Source organism: Caballeronia sp. AZ7_KS35 (genome assembly GCF_023631045.1).
Lineage (GTDB): Bacteria > Pseudomonadota > Gammaproteobacteria > Burkholderiales > Burkholderiaceae > Caballeronia > Caballeronia zhejiangensis.
The window spans coordinates 64374-82704 of record NZ_JALQDV010000020.1 but is presented as its reverse complement, the minus strand read 5'-3'; the positions used below and the strand labels follow the sequence as shown (position 1 = coordinate 82704).

Here is an 18331-nt window from a genome sequence, read left to right as displayed (position 1 = left end):
GTAATCATGGCAAAAGGTAAATTCGAGCGGACCAAGCCGCACGTGAACGTGGGCACGATCGGTCACGTTGACCACGGCAAGACCACGCTGACGGCAGCGATCACGACGGTTCTCACGCAGAAGTTCGGCGGCGAAGCGAAGGCGTACGACCAGATCGACGCAGCGCCGGAAGAAAAGGCGCGCGGTATTACCATCAACACCGCGCACGTCGAGTACGAAACGGCTAACCGCCACTACGCACACGTCGACTGCCCGGGCCACGCCGACTACGTGAAGAACATGATCACGGGCGCCGCGCAGATGGACGGCGCAATCCTGGTGTGTTCGGCTGCTGATGGCCCGATGCCGCAAACGCGTGAGCACATCCTGCTGGCCCGTCAGGTTGGCGTGCCGTACATCATCGTGTTCCTGAACAAGTGCGACATGGTGGACGACGCCGAGCTGCTCGAGCTCGTCGAAATGGAAGTGCGCGAACTGCTGTCGAAGTACGACTTCCCGGGCGACGACACCCCGATCATCAAGGGTTCGGCCAAGCTGGCGCTGGAAGGCGACAAGGGCGAGCTGGGCGAAGTGGCGATCATGAACCTGGCCGACGCGCTGGATTCGTACATCCCGACGCCGGAGCGTGCAGTTGACGGCGCGTTCCTGATGCCGGTGGAAGACGTGTTCTCGATCTCGGGTCGCGGCACGGTGGTGACGGGTCGCGTCGAGCGCGGCATCGTCAAGGTCGGCGAGGAAATCGAAATCGTCGGTATCAAGCCGACGGTGAAGACGACCTGCACGGGCGTGGAAATGTTCCGCAAGCTGCTCGACCAAGGTCAGGCAGGCGACAACGTCGGTATCCTGCTGCGCGGCACGAAGCGTGAAGACGTGGAGCGCGGCCAGGTTCTGGCCAAGCCGGGTTCGATCACGCCGCACACGCACTTCACGGCTGAAGTGTACGTGCTGAGCAAGGACGAAGGCGGCCGTCACACGCCGTTCTTCAACAACTACCGTCCGCAGTTCTACTTCCGTACGACGGACGTGACGGGCTCGATCGAGCTGCCGAAGGACAAGGAAATGGTGATGCCGGGCGACAACGTGTCGATCACGGTCAAGCTGATCGCTCCGATCGCCATGGAAGAAGGCCTGCGCTTCGCAATCCGCGAAGGCGGCCGTACCGTCGGCGCCGGTGTCGTGGCGAAGATTATCGAGTAAGATATCGGGCTTGCTCGATTGAACTCGAAGTAAAGCAGTAGCAGTATCGACCGGGACCGGGCGTTCGCTCTCCGCGAGCGCTTGGTCCCACGCTCTTTTGCCAATGTGCGGTGCAATACCGCCTCGCTCTTTTCAAGGAATCGTCATGCAGAACCAGAAAATCCGCATTCGTCTGAAGGCTTTCGACTATCGCCTGATCGATCAATCGGCAGCCGAGATCGTCGACACGGCGAAGCGGACTGGCGCGATCGTTCGTGGCCCGGTGCCGCTGCCGACGCGTATTCAGCGTTTTGACATCCTGCGTTCGCCGCACGTCAACAAGACGTCGCGCGACCAGCTCGAAATCCGTACCCACCAGCGCCTGATGGACATCGTCGATCCGACGGACAAGACCGTCGACGCGCTGATGAAGCTCGACCTGCCGGCAGGCGTCGACGTCGAAATCAAGCTGCAGTGAGTCCCAAAAGCTCCGCTGGCGTGCCAGACGGAGCTAAGTCTTTGATTGCTTGCAGGATTCGAAAAGCCTTGTTATACTCCAAGGCTTTTCGCGCCTATGCGCATGCAAAGGCGCAAGAAAGTGGTGCAAGAATAGCCGACCCAGTTTCTCGTAACGAAGCCGGCATTTGTAAATCAGCCCCGACCAATCGCAGTTGGGAATGGAGAAAACGATGAGCCTTGGACTCGTAGGTCGCAAGGTTGGCATGACCCGTATCTTCACGCCTGAGGGGGATTCGATCCCCGTCACCGTGCTGGACGTGTCGGACAACCGCGTGACGCAGATCAAGACCGTTGAAACGGATGGTTATACCGCCGTTCAGGTTGCATTCGGTACTCGCCGCGCATCGCGCGTGACGAAGCCGTTGGCGGGCCACCTCGCCAAAGCCGGCGTTCAAGCCGGTGAAATCCTCAAGGAATTCCATATCGATGCGGCCAAGGCAGGTGAACTGTCGAATGGTGCCGTCGTCGGTACGGATATTTTCGAAGTCGGCCAGAAAGTTGACGTGCAAGGCACGTCGATCGGTAAGGGCTACGCCGGTACGATCAAGCGCTACAACTTCGCTTCGGGCCGCGCATCGCACGGTAACTCGCGTTCGCACAACGTTCCGGGTTCGATCGGTATGGCGCAGGATCCGGGCCGCGTGTTCCCGGGCAAGCGCATGACCGGTCACCTCGGTGACGAGACCGTCACGGTCCAGAATCTCGAAATCGCCCGCATCGACGCTGAGCGCAATCTGTTGCTCGTCCGCGGTGCTGTTCCGGGTGCGAAGGGCGGCAAGGTCTTCGTGACCCCGGCCGTCAAGACGCGTGCTGTGAAAGGAGCGAAATAATGGAACTTAAGCTCCTGAATGCCAATGGTCAGGAAGGCGCTGGCGTGAACGCATCGGACGTCGTGTTCGGTCGCGATTACAACGAAGCCCTGATTCACCAGGTCGTCGTCGCTTATCAGGCGAACGCACGTAGCGGCAACCGCGCGCAGAAGGACCGCGAGCAGGTCAAGCACACCACCAAGAAGCCGTGGCGTCAGAAAGGTACAGGCCGCGCTCGTGCCGGTATGTCGTCGAGCCCGTTGTGGCGCGGCGGTGGTCGTATCTTCCCGAATTCGCCGGAAGAAAACTTCTCGCACAAGGTCAACAAGAAGATGCATCGCGCGGGTCTCCGCTCGATTTTCTCGCAGTTGGCTCGCGAAGGCCGTATCGCCGTGGTCGAAGACTTCGTGCTCGAAGCCCCGAAGACCAAGCTGCTGGCCGAAAAATTCAAGGCAATGGGTCTCGACTCCGTGTTGGTCATCACCGATACGGTCGACGAAAACCTGTACCTCGCGTCGCGCAACCTGGCCCACGTGGCGGTTGTCGAGCCGCGTTACGCCGACCCGCTCTCGCTGATCTACTTCAAGAAGGTTCTGATCACGAAGGCTGCGGTCGCTCAGATCGAGGAGTTGCTGTCATGAGCGAGATTCGCAAAAACGATCATCGTTTGATGCAAGTTCTGCTCGCGCCGGTGATCTCCGAAAAGGCGACGCTGGTTGCCGACAAGAACGAACAAGTCGTGTTCGAAGTCGCGCCGGACGCCACGAAGCAGGAAGTCAAGGCTGCTGTCGAGCTGCTGTTCAAGGTCGAAGTCAATTCCGTCAACGTGCTCGTCACGAAGGGCAAGGCAAAGCGCTTTGGCCGCTTCAACGGCAAGCGCAAGGACGTGAAGAAGGCGTACGTCTGCCTGAAGCCCGGCCAGGAAATCAACTTTGAAGCGGAGGCCAAGTAATCATGGCAATCGTGAAAGTTAAGCCGACCTCGCCGGGTCGCCGCGCGATGGTCAAGATCGTCAACAAGGATCTGCACAAGGGCAAGCCTCACGCAGCGCTGCTCGACACGCAATCCAAGTCGGCGGGCCGTAACAACAACGGCCGTATCACCACGCGTCACCAAGGTGGTGGTCACAAGCAGCACTACCGTATCGTCGATTTCCGTCGCAACAAGGACGGCATTCCGGCAAAGGTCGAACGTCTCGAGTACGACCCGAACCGTAGCGCGAACATCGCGCTGGTTCTGTACGCAGACGGCGAGCGTCGCTACATCATCGCGCCGAAGGGCGTGGCGGTCGGCGCGCAACTGATGTCCGGTTCGGAAGCGCCGATCCGCGCAGGCAACGCTCTGCCGATCCGCAATATCCCGGTCGGTACCACGATCCACTGCATCGAAATGCTGCCGGGCAAGGGCGCGCAGATCGCGCGTTCGGCTGGTACGTCGGCAATGCTGCTGGCGCGCGAAGGCGTCTACGCTCAAGTGCGTCTGCGTTCGGGCGAAATCCGCCGCGTGCACGTCGAGTGCCGCGCAACGATCGGTGAAGTCGGCAACGAAGAGCACAGCCTCCGTCAAATCGGTAAGGCCGGTGCGAACCGCTGGCGCGGTATCCGTCCGACGGTGCGTGGTGTTGCAATGAACCCGGTCGATCACCCGCACGGCGGTGGTGAAGGTAAGACGGCTGCAGGTCGCGATCCGGTGAGCCCGTGGGGCACGCCGACGAAGGGTTATCGCACCCGCAGCAACAAGCGCACGACGACGATGATCGTCCAGCGCCGTCACAAGCGTTAAGGAGTAGGCAATGACACGTTCTGCTAAAAAAGGTCCGTTCTGCGACGCTCATTTGCTGAAGAAGGTTGAGGCGGCTGCATCGACGCGTGACAAGAAGCCGATCAAGACCTGGTCGCGTCGTTCGACGATTCTGCCGGACTTCATCGGTCTGACGATCGCTGTTCACAACGGTCGCCAACACGTTCCGGTGTACGTCACGGAAAACATGGTCGGCCACAAGCTTGGCGAGTTCGCACTGACCCGTACGTTCAAGGGTCACGCGGCCGACAAGAAGGCCAAGAAATAAGGGGCAATCAAGATGGAAGTGAAAGCAATTCATCGCGGTGCCCGCATCTCGGCGCAGAAAACGCGCCTTGTGGCTGACCAGATTCGTGGTTTGCCGGTCGACAAGGCGCTGAACGTCCTGACGTTCTCGCCGAAGAAGGCGGCGGGTATCGTCAAGAAGGTCGTGCTGTCTGCGATCGCGAATGCGGAACACAACGAAGGCGCCGACATCGACGAGCTCAAGATCACGAGCATCTACGTCGACAAGGCTGCTTCGCTGAAGCGTTTCACCGCACGCGCAAAGGGTCGTGGTAACCGCATCGAGAAGCAATCCTGTCACATCACTGTGACGGTCGGGAATTAAGGAGCCAACGATGGGACAGAAAATTCATCCGACTGGCTTCCGTTTGGCCGTCAGCCGCAATTGGGCTTCGCGCTGGTATGCGAACAACAACAATTTCGCGGCGATGTTGCAGGAAGACATCGGTGTTCGTGAATACCTGAAGAAGAAGCTGAAGAACGCTTCGGTTGGTCGCGTCGTCATCGAGCGTCCGGCGAAGAACGCGCGCATCACGATTTACAGCTCGCGTCCGGGCGTTGTCATCGGCAAGAAGGGCGAGGACATCGAATCGCTGAAGGCTGAACTGCAGAAGCGCATGGGCGTTCCGGTTCACGTCAACATCGAAGAGATTCGCAAGCCGGAAACGGACGCGCAACTGATCGCCGATTCCATCACGCAGCAGCTCGAGCGCCGGATCATGTTCCGCCGTGCGATGAAGCGCGCGATGCAAAACGCGATGCGTCTTGGTGCACAAGGCATCAAGATCATGAGCGCGGGTCGTCTGAACGGTATCGAAATCGCTCGTACCGAGTGGTATCGCGAAGGTCGCGTGCCCCTCCATACGCTGCGTGCGGATATCGACTACGCGACGTCCGAAGCGAAGACCACGTACGGCATCATCGGCGTGAAGGTGTGGGTCTACAAGGGCGATACCCTGGGCCGCAACGAAGCGCCGGTCGTGGAAGAAGTGGCGGAAGAAAAGCGTCCGCGCCGCAACGCACGTCCGGGTGGCGATCGCCGTCCGCGCCGTGACGGTGAAGGCGCTCCGGGCGGCGCGCGTCGTGGCGCACCCCGTCGCGCTGGCGGTGACGCGAAGACTGGAGAATAACGATGCTGCAACCGAAACGCAGAAAGTATCGCAAAGAGCAGAAGGGTCGTAACACCGGTAAGGCGACGCGCGGCAACGCGGTGTCGTTCGGTGAATACGGTCTGAAGGCTATCGGTCGCGGCCGTTTGACCGCGCGTCAAATCGAAGCGGCGCGTCGTGCAATGACGCGTCACATCAAGCGTGGCGGCCGGATCTGGATCCGTATCTTCCCGGACAAGCCGATTTCGCAAAAGCCGGCCGAAGTGCGTATGGGTAACGGTAAGGGTAACCCTGAGTACTACGTCGCTGAAATTCAACCGGGCAAGATGCTGTACGAAATGGACGGTGTCTCCGAAGAACTGGCGCGCGAAGCGTTCCGTCTGGCGGCAGCCAAGCTGCCGCTCAAGACGAACTTCGTGGTCCGTCAGCTCGGCGCCTAAGGAGTAAATGATGAAGGCAACTGAACTTCGCCAAAAAGACCAGGCCGCGCTCAACAAGGAGCTGTCGGATCTGCTCAAGGCGCAATTTGGCTTGCGTATGCAGCTCGCGACCCAGCAGCTCACGAACACGAGCCAGCTGAAGAAGGTCCGTCGCGACATCGCACGCGTGCGTACCGTCATGACCGAGAAGGCGAACCAGAAATGAACGATAGCGTAAAAACCTCGCTCAAGCGGACGCTGGTCGGCAAGGTCGTCAGCAACAAGATGGACAAGACGGTCACCGTGCTGGTCGAGCACCGCGTGAAGCATCCGATCTACGGCAAGTACGTCGTGCGTTCGAAGAAGTACCACGCGCATGACGACGCGAACACGTACAACGAAGGCGATCTCGTCGAAATCCAGGAAACTCGTCCGATTTCGAAGACGAAGGCCTGGGTTGTGTCGAAGCTGGTAGAAGCGGCTCGCGTGATCTAAAGCTGAAGTTGTAGTGCCGCGATGCTGTAAGTAGTTGTATCGCAGTAAGTTTCGCTTGCAAGACCGGGATTATTTGTTATAATCTCGGTCTTCCCTCTTTGTGGGAGCCCCGTCGCGGGCGAAATTGGTGGGGGAAGCCGGTTCGGGCGCTAGCCTGAGTCGACAGATTCACCGGATTGCGATGGCGGGTTTCGTCTGCCGTTGCTGCCTGTTCTAACCCAAGCAGCCATTTGGCTGACGGGACCAAGACTGACCGGCTGTGCCATGGTGGTGCAATCGGATTAAGTTGGGAAAGATAAACCATGATCCAGACCGAAACTCGGCTTGAAGTGGCCGACAACACGGGTGCGCGTGAAGTCATGTGCATCAAGGTGCTCGGCGGCTCGAAGCGTCGTTACGCAAGCATTGGCGACATCATCAAGGTGACCGTCAAGGAAGCGACGCCGCGCGGACGCGTGAAAAAGGGCGAAATCTACAACGCCGTGGTCGTTCGTACGGCCAAGGGCGTGCGTCGCCAGGATGGCTCGCTCATCAAGTTCGACGGCAATGCCGCCGTTCTGCTGAACACGAAGCTCGAGCCGATCGGCACGCGTATTTTCGGGCCGGTTACGCGTGAACTGCGTAGCGAACGATTCATGAAGATCGTTTCGCTCGCTCCGGAAGTGCTGTAAGGAGTCGCGATGAACAAGATTCGCAAGGGTGACGAAGTCATCGTCACCACCGGCAAGGACAAGGGCAAGCGCGGCACCGTGCTGGCCGTTGCGGACGACCGTGTCACCGTCGAGGGCATCAACCTCGTCAAGAAGCACGTGAAGCCGAACCCGATGAAGGGTACGACGGGCGGTGTGGAAGCCAAAACGATGCCGCTGCATATTTCGAACGTCGCATTGGTCGACGCGAATGGCAAGGCATCGCGTGTGGGCATCAAGGTCGAAGACGGCAAGAAGGTTCGCTTCTTGAAGTCGACCGGCGCCACGCTTAACGCCTGACGCGGAGTTAAAAAATGGCTCGTCTGCAAGAGATTTACAAAGAAAAGGTTGTGCCGGAACTGGTTGAAAAGTTCGGCTACAAGTCGATTATGGAAGTGCCGCGCCTCACCAAGATCACCCTGAATATGGGGCTTGGCGAAGCCGTCGCTGACAAGAAGGTGCTTGAGCACGCCGTTGGTGACCTCACGAAGATCGCGGGCCAAAAGCCCGTCATCACCAAGTCGCGCAAGGCAATCGCTGGTTTCAAGATCCGCGAAGGCTACCCGATTGGCACGATGGTTACCCTGCGTGGCAATGCCATGTACGAATTCCTGGACCGTTTCGTGACGGTTGCGCTGCCTCGCGTGCGCGACTTCCGCGGTGTGTCGGGCAAGGCGTTCGACGGCCGTGGTAACTACAACATCGGTGTGAAAGAGCAAATCATTTTCCCCGAAATCGACTACGACAAGATCGACGCGCTGCGTGGGCTGAACATCAGCATCACGACCACCGCGAAGACCGACGAAGAAGCAAAGGCATTGCTCGCCGGCTTCAAGTTCCCGTTCAGAAACTGAGGTTACCGTGGCTAAACTGGCACTGATCGAACGTGAAAAGAAGCGCGCGCGCCTGGCAGCCAAGTACGCTCCGAAGCGTGCTGAGCTGAAGGCTGTGATCGACGACGCAAGCAAGTCGGACGAAGAGCGTTACCTCGCGCGTCTGGCACTGCAACAACTGCCGCGTAACTCGAACCCCACTCGCAAGCGTAACCGCTGCGCGATCACGGGTCGTCCGCGTGGCACGTTCCGCAAGTTCGGACTCGCACGCGGCAAGATTCGTGAAATCGCTTTCCGCGGCGAAATCCCTGGCCTGACCAAGGCGAGCTGGTAATAGGAGAAACATAAATGAGCATGAGTGATCCTATCGCCGATATGCTGACTCGCATCCGCAATGCGCAGATGGTCGAGAAGGTTTCGGTGACTATGCCCTCGTCGAAAGTCAAGGTTGCGATTGCGCAGGTTTTGAAGGACGAAGGTTATATCGACGACTTCGCAGTCAAGTCGGAAGGTGCGAAGACGGAATTGAACATCGCGTTGAAGTACTACGCTGGCCGTCCGGTTATCGAGCGCCTCGAGCGCGTATCGAAGCCCGGTCTGCGCGTGTACCGCGGTCGCAATGACATCCCGACCGTGATGAACGGCCTGGGCGTTGCAATCGTGTCGACGCCGAAGGGTGTGATGACCGACCGCAAGGCGCGCCAGAACGGCGTCGGTGGCGAAGTCATCTGCTACGTCGCTTAACGCCTAAGGAGAAGAAACATGTCTCGAGTAGGTAAAAGCCCGATCGCGCTGCAAGGCGCGGAAGTGGCCATCAAGAGCGACGTCATCACCGTGAAGGGTCCGCTCGGCACGATCTCGCAACCGGTCAACAAGCTGGTTGCCGTGACGAACGAAGACGGCACGTTGAAGCTGGCTCCGACGGATGAAAGCCGCGAAGCGAACGCGATGTCCGGCACGATGCGCGCCCTCCTGGCGAACATGGTGCAAGGCGTCACCAAGGGTTTCGAGCGCAAGCTGACGCTGGTTGGCGTCGGTTATCGTGCGCAAGCGCAAGGCGACAAGCTGAACCTGTCGCTGGGTTTCTCGCACCCCGTGGTGCACCAGATGCCGGAAGGCGTCAAGGCTGAAACCCCGTCGCAGACCGAAATCGTGATCAAGGGGATCGACAAGCAGAAAGTCGGACAGACCGCAGCAGAAGTGCGCGGCTATCGTCCGCCCGAGCCGTACAAGGGCAAGGGCGTGCGCTATTCCGACGAGGTCGTGATCCTCAAAGAAACGAAGAAGAAGTAAGGGTGCGCAATCATGGATAAGACTCAATCTCGCCTGCGCCGCGCTCGTCAGACGCGTATCAAGATCGCTGAGCTGCAGGTTCCGCGTCTGGCCGTGCATCGCACGAATACGCATATCTACGCGCAAGTGTTCTCGGCATGCGGCACGAAGGTCGTGGCAAGCGCCTCGACGCTGGAAGCGGAAGTGCGCGCTGAACTGGCCGACAAGTCGGGCAAGGGCGGCAACGTCAACGCCGCGACCTTGATCGGCAAGCGTATCGCCGAAAAGGCCAAGGCTGCCGGCATCGAATCCGTCGCCTTTGACCGCTCGGGTTTCCGCTACCACGGCCGCGTGAAGGCGCTGGCTGATGCGGCGCGTGAAGCCGGGCTCAAGTTCTAAGGGAAGAATTCGTCATGGCAAAGATGCAAGCGAAAGTTCAGGCTGACGAACGCGACGACGGCCTGCGCGAAAAGATGATTTCGGTCAACCGCGTGACCAAGGTCGTGAAGGGTGGCCGTATTCTCGGCTTCGCCGCGCTGACCGTGGTTGGCGACGGTGACGGCCGGATCGGCATGGGCAAGGGCAAGGCCAAGGAAGTTCCGGTTGCCGTTCAAAAGGCAATGGAGCAGGCCCGCCGCAACATGTTCAAGGTGCCCCTGAAGAACGGCACGCTGCAACACGAAGTGCACGGCAAGCACGGCGCATCGGCGGTTCTCCTCGCTCCGGCGAAGGACGGTACCGGCGTGATCGCTGGCGGCCCGATGCGCGCAGTGTTCGACGTGATGGGCGTTCAAAACGTTGTGGCCAAGAGCCACGGTTCGACGAACCCGTACAACCTCGTTCGTGCGACGCTGGACGGCCTGCGCAAGCAGTCGACCCCGGCAGACATCGCTGCGAAGCGTGGTAAGTCCGTCGAAGACATTCTGGGCTAAGGTGGTCACCATGTCTGAAAAAACTGTCAAGGTTCAGCTCGTCAAGAGCCTGATCGGGACCCGCGAATCGCACCGCGCAACGGTGCGTGGCCTCGGCCTGCGTCGCCTGAACTCGGTTTCCGAGCTGCAGGACACGCCGGCAGTGCGCGGGATGATCAACAAGGTCTCGTACCTCGTTAAGGTCATCGCCTAAGCGCGACCTACGGATCCAAGGAGTTGAACATGGAATTGAATAACCTGAAGCCGGCGGAAGGCGCGAAGCACGCTAAGCGTCGCGTCGGTCGCGGTATCGGTTCGGGCCTCGGCAAGACCGCTGGCCGCGGCCACAAGGGTCAGAAATCGCGTTCGGGCGGCTTTCACAAGGTCGGCTTCGAAGGCGGTCAGATGCCTCTGCAGCGTCGTCTGCCGAAGCGCGGCTTCACCTCGCTGACGAAGGAATTCGTCGGTGAAGTGCGCCTGGCTGATCTCGAGAAGCTGCCGGTCGACGAAATCGATCTGTTGGCGTTGAAGCAAGCGGGTCTGGTCGGCGAGCTCATCAAGAGCGCGAAGATCATCAAGACCGGCGAGATCACGCGCAAGGTCACGGTGAAGGGCCTGACGGCAACGAAGGGCGCCCGTGAGGCAATCGAAGCCGCTGGCGGCTCTTTCGCCGAGTAACGCGCTTTCGCCGTTACTAGCACTAGCATCGGAGAAGGTACTTGGCTAACAGCCCGAGTCTCGCAAAAACCGGTCGAAGCGCGGCGAAATTCGGCGATCTGCGCCGGCGTGCAGTGTTCCTGCTGCTTGCGCTGATCGTCTACCGCATTGGGGCGCATATTCCGGTGCCCGGCATCGATCCGGATCAACTGGCGAAGCTGTTCCAGAGCCAGTCGGGCGGCATCCTTGGCATGTTCAACATGTTCTCGGGTGGCGCACTGTCGCGGTTCACGATCTTTGCGCTGGGCATCATGCCCTACATTTCGGCGTCGATCATCATGCAGTTGCTGTCGATCGTGTCGCCGCAGATGGAGGCGCTGAAGAAGGAAGGGCAGGCGGGACAACGTAAGATCACGCAGTACACGCGTATCTTCACGGTGGTTCTGGCGACCTTCCAGGCGTTCGGTATCGCGGTCGCGCTGGAAAACCAGCCGGCTCTGGTGCTGGACCCCGGCATGGTGTTCCGGCTGACGACGGTCGTCACGCTCGTGACGGGCACGATGTTCCTGATGTGGCTCGGTGAGCAGATCACGGAGCGCGGTCTCGGCAACGGCATCTCGATCATCATCTTCGGTGGTATCGCAGCGGGTTTCCCGAACGCGATCGGTGGTCTGTTCGAACTGGTTCGCACCGGTTCGATGAGCATCATCTCGGCGATCATCATCGTGGTCTTGATCGCGGCGGTCACGTATCTGGTCGTGTTCATCGAACGCGGTCAGCGCAAGATCCTCGTGAACTATGCGAAGCGCCAGGTCGGTAACAAGATTTACGGCGGACAGTCGTCTCATCTGCCGCTGAAGTTGAACATGTCGGGTGTGATTCCGCCGATCTTCGCGTCGTCGATCATCCTCTTCCCGGCAACCATCCTGAACTGGTTCAGTTCGGGTACGCGCACCAACTGGTTCGCGAACACGCTGCACAACGTGGCCGAGGCGCTGAAGCCCGGTCAACCCGTGTACGTGCTGCTGTATGCGTTGGCGATCGTCTTCTTCTGCTTCTTCTACACCGCACTGGTGTTCAACAGCCGGGAGACCGCCGACAACTTGAAGAAGAGCGGTGCTTTCGTTCCGGGTATCCGTCCGGGCGATCAGACTGCACGATATATCGACCGCATCCTCACGCGTCTTACGCTGGCTGGTGCGATCTACATCGTATTCGTGTGCCTGCTGCCTGAGTTTCTGGTGTTGCGCTGGAACGTGCCGTTTTATTTTGGTGGAACGTCGCTGCTGATCATTGTCGTCGTCACGATGGACTTCATGGCTCAGGTGCAGTCGTACGTTATGTCGCAACAATATGAATCGCTGCTCAAGAAGGCAAACTTCAAGGGTGGCAACGTCCCGATGCGTTAATAAGGACTATGGCCAAAGACGATGTTATCCAGATGCAGGGTGAGGTCATCGAAAACCTTCCCAACGCTACTTTCCGGGTGAAATTGGAAAATGGCCATGTCGTCCTGGGACATATTTCCGGAAAGATGCGGATGCACTACATCCGCATCCTGCCGGGCGACAAGGTTACGGTTGAATTGACGCCTTACGATCTGTCTCGTGCACGGATCGTGTTCCGGGCGAAGTGATTTGAAAAAAGGGTAATATCATGAAAGTGATGGCATCGGTTAAGCGCATTTGCCGCAATTGCAAGATCATCAAGCGCAAGGGCGTTGTGCGCGTGATTTGTAGCTCTGATCCGCGCCACAAACAGCGTCAAGGCTGAACGCCGCGCTTTTGCTTGCGCTTTTTGTTTGAGGAAAAACAATGGCTCGTATCGCAGGGGTTAACATCCCGAATCACCAGCATACCGAGATCGGCCTGACGGCAATCTTCGGCATCGGCCGCACGCGTTCGCGTGGCATCTGCACCGCTGCTGGCGTGGAATTTTCGAAGAAGGTCAAAGACCTTACCGACGCAGACCTCGAAAAGCTGCGTGACGAAGTGGGCAAGTTCATCGTCGAAGGCGATCTGCGCCGTGAAGTGACGATGAACATCAAGCGCCTGATGGACTTGGGTTGCTACCGCGGCATGCGCCATCGCAAGGGCCTGCCCCTGCGTGGCCAGCGTACGCGCACGAATGCCCGTACGCGCAAGGGTCCGCGTCGTGCAGCGCAATCGCTGAAGAAGTAAGCGGAACTGACAGTTACAGGAAAACGTAATGGCTAAGGCTTCGAACAACTCCGCGGCGCAACGCGTTCGCAAGAAGGTCAAGAAGAACGTCGCCGAGGGCGTGGTTCACGTTCACGCGTCGTTCAACAACACCATTATCACGATCACCGACCGTCAAGGTAACGCGCTGGCATGGGCGACCTCGGGTGGTCAGGGCTTCAAGGGCTCGCGTAAGTCGACGCCCTTCGCAGCTCAGGTCGCAGCCGAATCGGCTGGTCGCGTGGCAATGGAATACGGCGTGAAGAACCTCGAAGTGCGGATCAAGGGCCCCGGTCCTGGCCGCGAATCGGCGGTGCGCGCGTTGCATGGTCTTGGCATCAAGATCACCGCGATCTCCGACGTGACGCCGGTCCCGCACAACGGCTGCCGTCCGCCGAAGCGCCGTCGTATCTAATACGTCGACGCAACCGCATGTTGCCTGTCGATGCGCGAGTATCGGCGGGTTTCGTGCGTTAGTAAGTTTTGACTAAGCCCACCGTTCGGCCCAAAGGGTTCGGACTAGCGCAGACTGAAGTTCAACGGAAGTTTGCGTGATCAATATTTAAGGATGCAACGTGGCACGCTATACCGGTCCCAAAGCAAAGCTGTCCCGCCGTGAAGGCACTGATCTGTTCCTGAAGAGCGCACGCCGCTCCCTCGCCGACAAGTGCAAGCTCGACAGCAAGCCCGGCCAGCACGGCCGCACCTCGGGCGCGCGTACGTCCGACTACGGTACCCAGTTGCGCGAAAAGCAGAAAGTGAAGCGTATCTACGGTGTGCTGGAGCGTCAGTTCCGCCGCTACTTCGCTGAAGCCGACCGCCGCAAGGGCCCGACGGGCGAAAACCTGCTGCAATTGCTCGAGTCGCGTCTCGACAACGTCGTGTATCGCATGGGCTTCGGCTCGACGCGCGCTGAAGCACGTCAGCTCGTGAGCCACAAGGCGATCATGGTGAACGGCCAAGTCGCGAACATCCCGTCGCTGCAAGTGAAGTCGGGCGACGTCGTGTCCGTGCGCGAGCAGTCGCGCAAGCAGGCTCGTATCGTCGAAGCTCTCTCGCTGGCGCAGCAAGGCGGCATGCCGAGCTGGGTGTCGGTCGACGAGAAGAAGTTCGAAGGCACGTTCAAGTCGATGCCCGAGCGTAGCGACATCGCCGGCGACATCAACGAAAGCCTGATCGTCGAATTGTATTCGCGTTAATCGGGGCGGTAATGGATGGACAGCCGGGGAGCCTGATTGCTCGTGGCAAGAGGTGGCCTCGGCTGTTTATTTTCAGGTTGTCACCGGTCAGCCTTATCGGTGTAACGAGCCGAGGGTATTGAAAAGGAAAACCTATGCAAACCAGTTTGTTGAAGCCCAAGATCATTGCAGTCGAATCGCTTGGTGAGAACCATGCGAAAGTGGTTATGGAGCCGTTCGAACGCGGCTATGGCCACACCTTGGGTAACGCGCTTCGGCGCGTGCTGCTGTCGTCGATGATCGGCTACGCGCCGACCGAAGTGACGATCGCAGGGGTCGTGCACGAATACTCGACGCTCGATGGTGTGCAAGAGGATGTGGTCAACCTGCTGTTGAACCTGAAGGGTGTCGTCTTCAAGCTGCACAACCGGGACGAAGTCACGGTGACGCTGCGCAAGGAAGGCGAAGGCGTTGTCACGGCCGGCGATATCGAACTCGCGCACGACTGCGAGGTCATCAATCCGGAACACGTGATCGCTCACCTGTCGAAGGGCGGCAAGCTCGACGTTCAGATCAAGATCGAAAAGGGCCGCGGCTACGTGCCGGGCAACGTGCGTCGCTATGGCGAAGAGTCGGCCAAGATCATCGGCCGCATCGTGCTGGACGCGTCGTTCTCGCCGGTTCGCCGCGTGAGCTACGCCGTCGAAAGCGCACGTGTCGAACAGCGCACCGACCTCGACAAGCTCGTGATGAACATCGAGACCAACGGCGTGATTTCGCCGGAAGAAGCGATCCGCCAGTCGGCTCGCATTCTGGTCGATCAGTTGTCGGTGTTCGCCGCACTGGAAGGCACGGAAGCGGCAGCAGAAGCACCGTCGCGCGCACCGCAGATCGACCCGATCTTGCTGCGTCCGGTGGACGATCTCGAACTCACGGTTCGCTCGGCGAACTGCCTGAAGGCCGAGAACATCTACTACATCGGCGACCTGATCCAGCGCACGGAAAACGAGCTGCTGAAGACGCCGAACCTCGGCCGCAAGTCGCTGAACGAAATCAAGGAAGTGCTGGCTTCGCGCGGTCTGACGCTCGGTATGAAGCTCGAAAACTGGCCGCCGGCCGGGTTGGACAAGTAATACCAAACGCAGTCGCGTAACTTGGCAAAGACGCGGATTTTGCTTTAAAATCCGCGTCTTGCTTTTACCTGACCGGCCCGTGCACCCAAATTAGGGTGCAATAGAAGAGCTGGATCAAAACTCGTTAAAGGAACTGAAATGCGTCATAAGCATGGTCTGCGGAAACTGAACCGCACGAGCAGCCATCGTCTGGCAATGCTCCGCAATATGTCGAACTCGCTGATCGAGCACGAAGTCATCAAGACGACGCTGCCGAAGGCCAAGGAACTGCGCAAGGTCGTCGAGCCCCTCATCACGCTGGGCAAGAAGCCGTCGCTCGCGAACCGTCGTCTGGCGTTCAACCGCCTGCGCGATCGTGATTCCGTCGCGAAGCTGTTCGACGTCCTCGGCCCGCGCTACGCGAACCGCCCGGGCGGCTACCTGAGCATCCTGAAGTTCGGTTTCCGCGTCGGCGATAACGCCCCGATGGCGCTGGTCCAACTGATGGATCGCCCGGAAGTCGAAGAGACGGAAGAAGTGCAAGAAGCGGAATAAATCCCGTTTTCGGTTGTTACCAGAAAGGCCAGGCTTAGAGCTTGGCCTTTTTGCTTTCTGGCTGCGACATTTCAGCGCGCCGAGGCGTAAAAGTGAGTGTCAGCCGCCGATGCTACGATACGCAATTAACCTCTCGGAGCACGCCGAGTGAACGTCCCCGTCGTTTTGATGCTGTCCACGCTGCCCGACGCCGCCGCAGCCGATGCGCTCGCGCAAGCGGCGCTGGACGCGCGGCTCGCGGCGTGCGTGACGAATCTCGGCGCCGTGTCGTCGCAATATCACTGGAAGGGCGTGCTGGAGTCGTCGCAGGAAGTGCAGTTGTTGTTCAAGACGAGCGTCGCGCGCAGCGCAGAATTGCAGCGCTTCGTCGAGGCTCGACATCCATATGAAACGCCCGAAATCCTCGTCTGGCAGGTCGATGCATCGCCGGGATACGGCCAGTGGGTCAACGCAGAAACGCAGCGTCCTCTTCATGTTTGAGTTTTCTCGCCTTGTCACGCGGCGACTTTTCGGCGCGTTTCTCTTCCTGGCGGCGTTCGCGCTGCTGTCGGGCGCCGCGCGCGCAGCCGACGATTTCCTCGAGCCCGACGTCGCGTTCAAATTCAGCGCATCCGAAAAGCCGGGCGAAGTGGACGTGCGCTACAAGATCGCCGACGGCTACTACATGTACCGTGAGCGTTTCGCGTTCGCGGTGAAGAGCGGCGACGCGACCATCGGCGCGGCGCAACTTCCGGCGGGCAAAGTTCATTTCGATCAGACGTTCAACAAGGACGTCGAGACGTATCGCGGCGAACTGATCATCCGTATTCCGGTGACGAAAGCGAACGGGCCGTTCGAGCTCGCGGTGACGTCGCAGGGTTGCGCGGATGGCGGCATCTGCTATCCGCCGATGGAGAAGGCCTATCGTGTGCGCGGCGACGCGCTCCAGCCCGCGGGCGCGGCACCGACCGCGACGACGAGCGCAAACACCGGCGACACTTGGTTCGAGCGCGCGACCAGCGCCGACTACGCGCAATCGATGCTCGAGGGCGGCGGATTCTTCACAGTCGTCGGACTCTATTTCCTTGCCGGCATGGTACTGAGCCTCCTGCCATGCTCGTATCCGATGATCCCGATTCTGTCCGCGATCATCGTCGGCGAAGGCGCGCGTGTGACGCGTTCGCGCGGATTCGCATTGTCGGTTTCGTACGTGATCGGCATGGCGCTCGTCTATACCGCGCTCGGCGTCGCTGCCGCGTTGATCGGACAAAGCCTCGGCGCGTGGCTGCAGAACCCGTGGGTGCTCGGCGCGTTCGGCCTGCTGCTCGCGGCGTTCGCCATCGCGTTGATCTCGGGCGTCGATATCGCGCTGCCCGCGCGCTGGCAAGCGGGCGTCAACGAAGCATCGCAGAAGCGCAGCGGCGGCAAGTTCGCGGCAGTCGCGGCGATGGGCGCGCTGTCCGCGCTCGTGGTCGGCGCGTGCATGACTGCGCCACTTTTCGCGGTGCTCGCGTTCATCGCGCACACCGGCAACGCTGCGCTCGGCGGCGCCGCGCTCTTCGCAATGGGCATCGGACTGGGCGTGCCGCTGCTCGTCATCGGGCTCGGCGCGGGTTCGGTTCTGCCGCGCGCCGGTGCGTGGATGGACGGCGTGAAGGTCTTCTTCGGCGTCGTGCTGCTCGCGGCCGCGCTGTGGATCGTCTGGCCGGTCATCGGCGGCGTTGCGCAGATGCTGCTCGCGGCGCTATGGCTGCTGATCGCGGCGGCATCGCTCGGATTGTTCTCGTCGGGCGCGGCGGCGCCTGTCGGTGTGTGGAAGCGGCTCGGGCGCGGGCTCGGAGCGGCATTCGCGATCTGGGCGGCGACGCTGCTCGTCGGATTGGCGGCGGGTTCGACAGATCCGCTGCGCCCGCTCGCCGTGCTGGCTTCCCGCAGCGAGCCGTCGGCGAATGCGCAATCGCAGGGCCTGATCTTCGCGCCGGTGCGTTCATCGGCGGAACTGGACTCGGCGGTGAAAGCGGCGGCGCGTCCCGCGATGCTCGATTTCTACGCGGACTGGTGCGTGTCGTGCAAGGAAATGGAGAAGCTGACTTTCTCCGACGCCCGTGTGCAAGCGCGCCTCGCGCAACTGAATCTTCTGCGCGCGGACGTGACCGCCAACAACACGAACGATCAAATTCTCCTCAAGCGCTTCAAGCTTTTCGGGCCGCCGGGAATCATCTTCTTCGATGCGCAGGGCAACGAAGTCGCGCGCGTGGTCGGGTATGAATCGGCGGATACGTTCCTGAAGAGTCTCGATAAACTGAACGGATAAAAAAAGGGCGATGCACTCGCA

At 59.9% G+C, this 18331-nt stretch carries 32 protein-coding genes; all 32 read left to right on the top strand.

Translation table 11 applies throughout. The features are described 5' to 3' along the window. The first annotated feature begins 6 nt into the window (after positions 1 to 6). The 32 genes from tuf to dsbD all read left to right on the top strand — a co-directional run bounded on the left by tuf (position 7) and on the right by dsbD (position 18310). Positions 7 to 1197, top strand: coding sequence for an elongation factor Tu (tuf, locus tag NCT05_RS15570; protein WP_008343820.1), 1191 nt, complete (start codon positions 7 to 9; stop codon positions 1195 to 1197). 145 nt (positions 1198 to 1342) lie between these two features. Then, the gene (rpsJ, locus tag NCT05_RS15565; RefSeq protein ID WP_006998489.1) at positions 1343 to 1654 is read left to right on the top strand and encodes a 30S ribosomal protein S10; all 312 of its coding nucleotides are present in this window, start codon (positions 1343 to 1345) and stop codon (positions 1652 to 1654) included. Between the two features lie 211 nt (positions 1655 to 1865). After that, positions 1866 to 2525, top strand: coding sequence for a 50S ribosomal protein L3 (gene rplC / locus NCT05_RS15560; RefSeq protein WP_008343843.1), 660 nt, complete (start codon positions 1866 to 1868; stop codon positions 2523 to 2525). Next, the gene (rplD, locus tag NCT05_RS15555; protein WP_008343845.1) at positions 2525 to 3145 is read left to right on the top strand and encodes a 50S ribosomal protein L4; all 621 of its coding nucleotides are present in this window, start codon (positions 2525 to 2527) and stop codon (positions 3143 to 3145) included. Before rplC ends, rplD begins: the two co-directional genes overlap by 1 nt. After that, a complete protein-coding gene (gene rplW / locus NCT05_RS15550) occupies positions 3142 to 3456 on the top strand; it encodes a 50S ribosomal protein L23 (protein WP_008343846.1) in 315 nt (104 codons plus the stop codon). The genes rplD and rplW overlap by 4 nt, the downstream gene beginning before the upstream one ends. 2 nt (positions 3457 to 3458) lie before the next feature. Continuing rightward, positions 3459 to 4286 (top strand): 50S ribosomal protein L2, encoded by an 828-nt coding sequence (rplB, locus tag NCT05_RS15545; RefSeq protein ID WP_008343849.1) that lies wholly within the window; start codon positions 3459 to 3461, stop codon positions 4284 to 4286. 10 nt (positions 4287 to 4296) lie between these two features. Continuing rightward, a complete protein-coding gene (gene rpsS, locus NCT05_RS15540) occupies positions 4297 to 4572 on the top strand; it encodes a 30S ribosomal protein S19 (RefSeq protein WP_008343850.1) in 276 nt (91 codons plus the stop codon). Between the two features lie 12 nt (positions 4573 to 4584). After that, on the top strand, positions 4585 to 4914 hold the full coding sequence (rplV, locus tag NCT05_RS15535) for a 50S ribosomal protein L22 (RefSeq protein ID WP_007730533.1): 330 nt from the start codon (positions 4585 to 4587) through the stop codon (positions 4912 to 4914). Between the two features lie 10 nt (positions 4915 to 4924). After that, positions 4925 to 5719, top strand: coding sequence for a 30S ribosomal protein S3 (gene rpsC, locus NCT05_RS15530; RefSeq protein ID WP_008343851.1), 795 nt, complete (start codon positions 4925 to 4927; stop codon positions 5717 to 5719). A 2-nt stretch (positions 5720 to 5721) separates the two neighbouring features. Beyond that, the gene (gene rplP, locus NCT05_RS15525; RefSeq protein ID WP_008343852.1) at positions 5722 to 6138 is read left to right on the top strand and encodes a 50S ribosomal protein L16; all 417 of its coding nucleotides are present in this window, start codon (positions 5722 to 5724) and stop codon (positions 6136 to 6138) included. Positions 6139 to 6148: 10 nt separating this feature from the next. Next, positions 6149 to 6343: a 50S ribosomal protein L29 gene (gene rpmC / locus NCT05_RS15520; protein ID WP_008343853.1), complete on the top strand. Its 195-nt coding sequence runs from the start codon at positions 6149 to 6151 to the stop codon at positions 6341 to 6343. Beyond that, positions 6340 to 6612 carry a 30S ribosomal protein S17 gene (rpsQ, locus tag NCT05_RS15515; RefSeq protein ID WP_008343854.1) on the top strand — a complete coding sequence of 91 codons (273 nt, stop codon included), beginning with the start codon at positions 6340 to 6342 and terminating at the stop codon, positions 6610 to 6612. Before rpmC ends, rpsQ begins: the two co-directional genes overlap by 4 nt. A gap of 302 nt (positions 6613 to 6914) precedes the next feature. Continuing rightward, positions 6915 to 7283 (top strand): 50S ribosomal protein L14, encoded by a 369-nt coding sequence (gene rplN, locus NCT05_RS15510; protein ID WP_006998478.1) that lies wholly within the window; start codon positions 6915 to 6917, stop codon positions 7281 to 7283. Between the two features lie 9 nt (positions 7284 to 7292). Beyond that, positions 7293 to 7601 carry a 50S ribosomal protein L24 gene (rplX, locus tag NCT05_RS15505; protein WP_008343860.1) on the top strand — a complete coding sequence of 103 codons (309 nt, stop codon included), beginning with the start codon at positions 7293 to 7295 and terminating at the stop codon, positions 7599 to 7601. A 14-nt stretch (positions 7602 to 7615) separates the two neighbouring features. After that, positions 7616 to 8155, top strand: coding sequence for a 50S ribosomal protein L5 (gene rplE, locus NCT05_RS15500; RefSeq protein WP_008343862.1), 540 nt, complete (start codon positions 7616 to 7618; stop codon positions 8153 to 8155). Positions 8156 to 8162: 7 nt separating this feature from the next. Next, positions 8163 to 8468, top strand: a complete 306-nt coding sequence (rpsN, locus tag NCT05_RS15495) for a 30S ribosomal protein S14 (RefSeq protein WP_008343864.1) — start codon at positions 8163 to 8165, stop codon at positions 8466 to 8468. A 14-nt stretch (positions 8469 to 8482) separates the two neighbouring features. Next, a complete protein-coding gene (rpsH, locus tag NCT05_RS15490) occupies positions 8483 to 8878 on the top strand; it encodes a 30S ribosomal protein S8 (RefSeq protein ID WP_008343866.1) in 396 nt (131 codons plus the stop codon). Between the two features lie 18 nt (positions 8879 to 8896). Beyond that, on the top strand, positions 8897 to 9427 hold the full coding sequence (gene rplF, locus NCT05_RS15485; RefSeq protein ID WP_008343868.1) for a 50S ribosomal protein L6: 531 nt from the start codon (positions 8897 to 8899) through the stop codon (positions 9425 to 9427). A gap of 12 nt (positions 9428 to 9439) precedes the next feature. Then, positions 9440 to 9805: a 50S ribosomal protein L18 gene (rplR, locus tag NCT05_RS15480; RefSeq protein ID WP_008343872.1), complete on the top strand. Its 366-nt coding sequence runs from the start codon at positions 9440 to 9442 to the stop codon at positions 9803 to 9805. A 14-nt stretch (positions 9806 to 9819) separates the two neighbouring features. Next, the gene (rpsE, locus tag NCT05_RS15475) at positions 9820 to 10338 is read left to right on the top strand and encodes a 30S ribosomal protein S5 (RefSeq protein WP_008343875.1); all 519 of its coding nucleotides are present in this window, start codon (positions 9820 to 9822) and stop codon (positions 10336 to 10338) included. A gap of 10 nt (positions 10339 to 10348) precedes the next feature. Next, positions 10349 to 10531 (top strand): 50S ribosomal protein L30, encoded by a 183-nt coding sequence (gene rpmD, locus NCT05_RS15470; protein WP_006400644.1) that lies wholly within the window; start codon positions 10349 to 10351, stop codon positions 10529 to 10531. Positions 10532 to 10560: 29 nt separating this feature from the next. Then, positions 10561 to 10995, top strand: coding sequence for a 50S ribosomal protein L15 (gene rplO, locus NCT05_RS15465; protein WP_008343934.1), 435 nt, complete (start codon positions 10561 to 10563; stop codon positions 10993 to 10995). A gap of 41 nt (positions 10996 to 11036) precedes the next feature. Then, positions 11037 to 12383 carry a preprotein translocase subunit SecY gene (secY, locus tag NCT05_RS15460; RefSeq protein WP_008343935.1) on the top strand — a complete coding sequence of 449 codons (1347 nt, stop codon included), beginning with the start codon at positions 11037 to 11039 and terminating at the stop codon, positions 12381 to 12383. A gap of 8 nt (positions 12384 to 12391) precedes the next feature. Beyond that, positions 12392 to 12610: a translation initiation factor IF-1 gene (infA, locus tag NCT05_RS15455; RefSeq protein WP_004521905.1), complete on the top strand. Its 219-nt coding sequence runs from the start codon at positions 12392 to 12394 to the stop codon at positions 12608 to 12610. 20 nt (positions 12611 to 12630) lie between these two features. Further along, complete coding sequence (rpmJ, locus tag NCT05_RS15450) at positions 12631 to 12747, top strand: 50S ribosomal protein L36 (RefSeq protein WP_004199844.1); 117 nt, start codon at positions 12631 to 12633, stop codon at positions 12745 to 12747. Positions 12748 to 12788: 41 nt separating this feature from the next. Next, on the top strand, positions 12789 to 13154 hold the full coding sequence (gene rpsM, locus NCT05_RS15445) for a 30S ribosomal protein S13 (RefSeq protein ID WP_008344037.1): 366 nt from the start codon (positions 12789 to 12791) through the stop codon (positions 13152 to 13154). 28 nt (positions 13155 to 13182) lie between these two features. After that, complete coding sequence (gene rpsK, locus NCT05_RS15440; protein ID WP_006052224.1) at positions 13183 to 13587, top strand: 30S ribosomal protein S11; 405 nt, start codon at positions 13183 to 13185, stop codon at positions 13585 to 13587. A 160-nt stretch (positions 13588 to 13747) separates the two neighbouring features. Continuing rightward, a complete protein-coding gene (gene rpsD, locus NCT05_RS15435; protein WP_008344042.1) occupies positions 13748 to 14371 on the top strand; it encodes a 30S ribosomal protein S4 in 624 nt (207 codons plus the stop codon). Between the two features lie 134 nt (positions 14372 to 14505). After that, positions 14506 to 15483: a DNA-directed RNA polymerase subunit alpha gene (locus NCT05_RS15430; RefSeq protein ID WP_008344045.1), complete on the top strand. Its 978-nt coding sequence runs from the start codon at positions 14506 to 14508 to the stop codon at positions 15481 to 15483. 138 nt (positions 15484 to 15621) lie between these two features. Further along, positions 15622 to 16017, top strand: coding sequence for a 50S ribosomal protein L17 (gene rplQ, locus NCT05_RS15425; RefSeq protein WP_008344047.1), 396 nt, complete (start codon positions 15622 to 15624; stop codon positions 16015 to 16017). Between the two features lie 147 nt (positions 16018 to 16164). Next, the gene (gene cutA / locus NCT05_RS15420; RefSeq protein ID WP_008344049.1) at positions 16165 to 16497 is read left to right on the top strand and encodes a divalent-cation tolerance protein CutA; all 333 of its coding nucleotides are present in this window, start codon (positions 16165 to 16167) and stop codon (positions 16495 to 16497) included. Beyond that, positions 16490 to 18310 (top strand): protein-disulfide reductase DsbD, encoded by a 1821-nt coding sequence (dsbD, locus tag NCT05_RS15415; protein ID WP_250502671.1) that lies wholly within the window; start codon positions 16490 to 16492, stop codon positions 18308 to 18310. The genes cutA and dsbD overlap by 8 nt, the downstream gene beginning before the upstream one ends. The last annotated feature ends 21 nt before the right edge of the window (positions 18311 to 18331 follow it).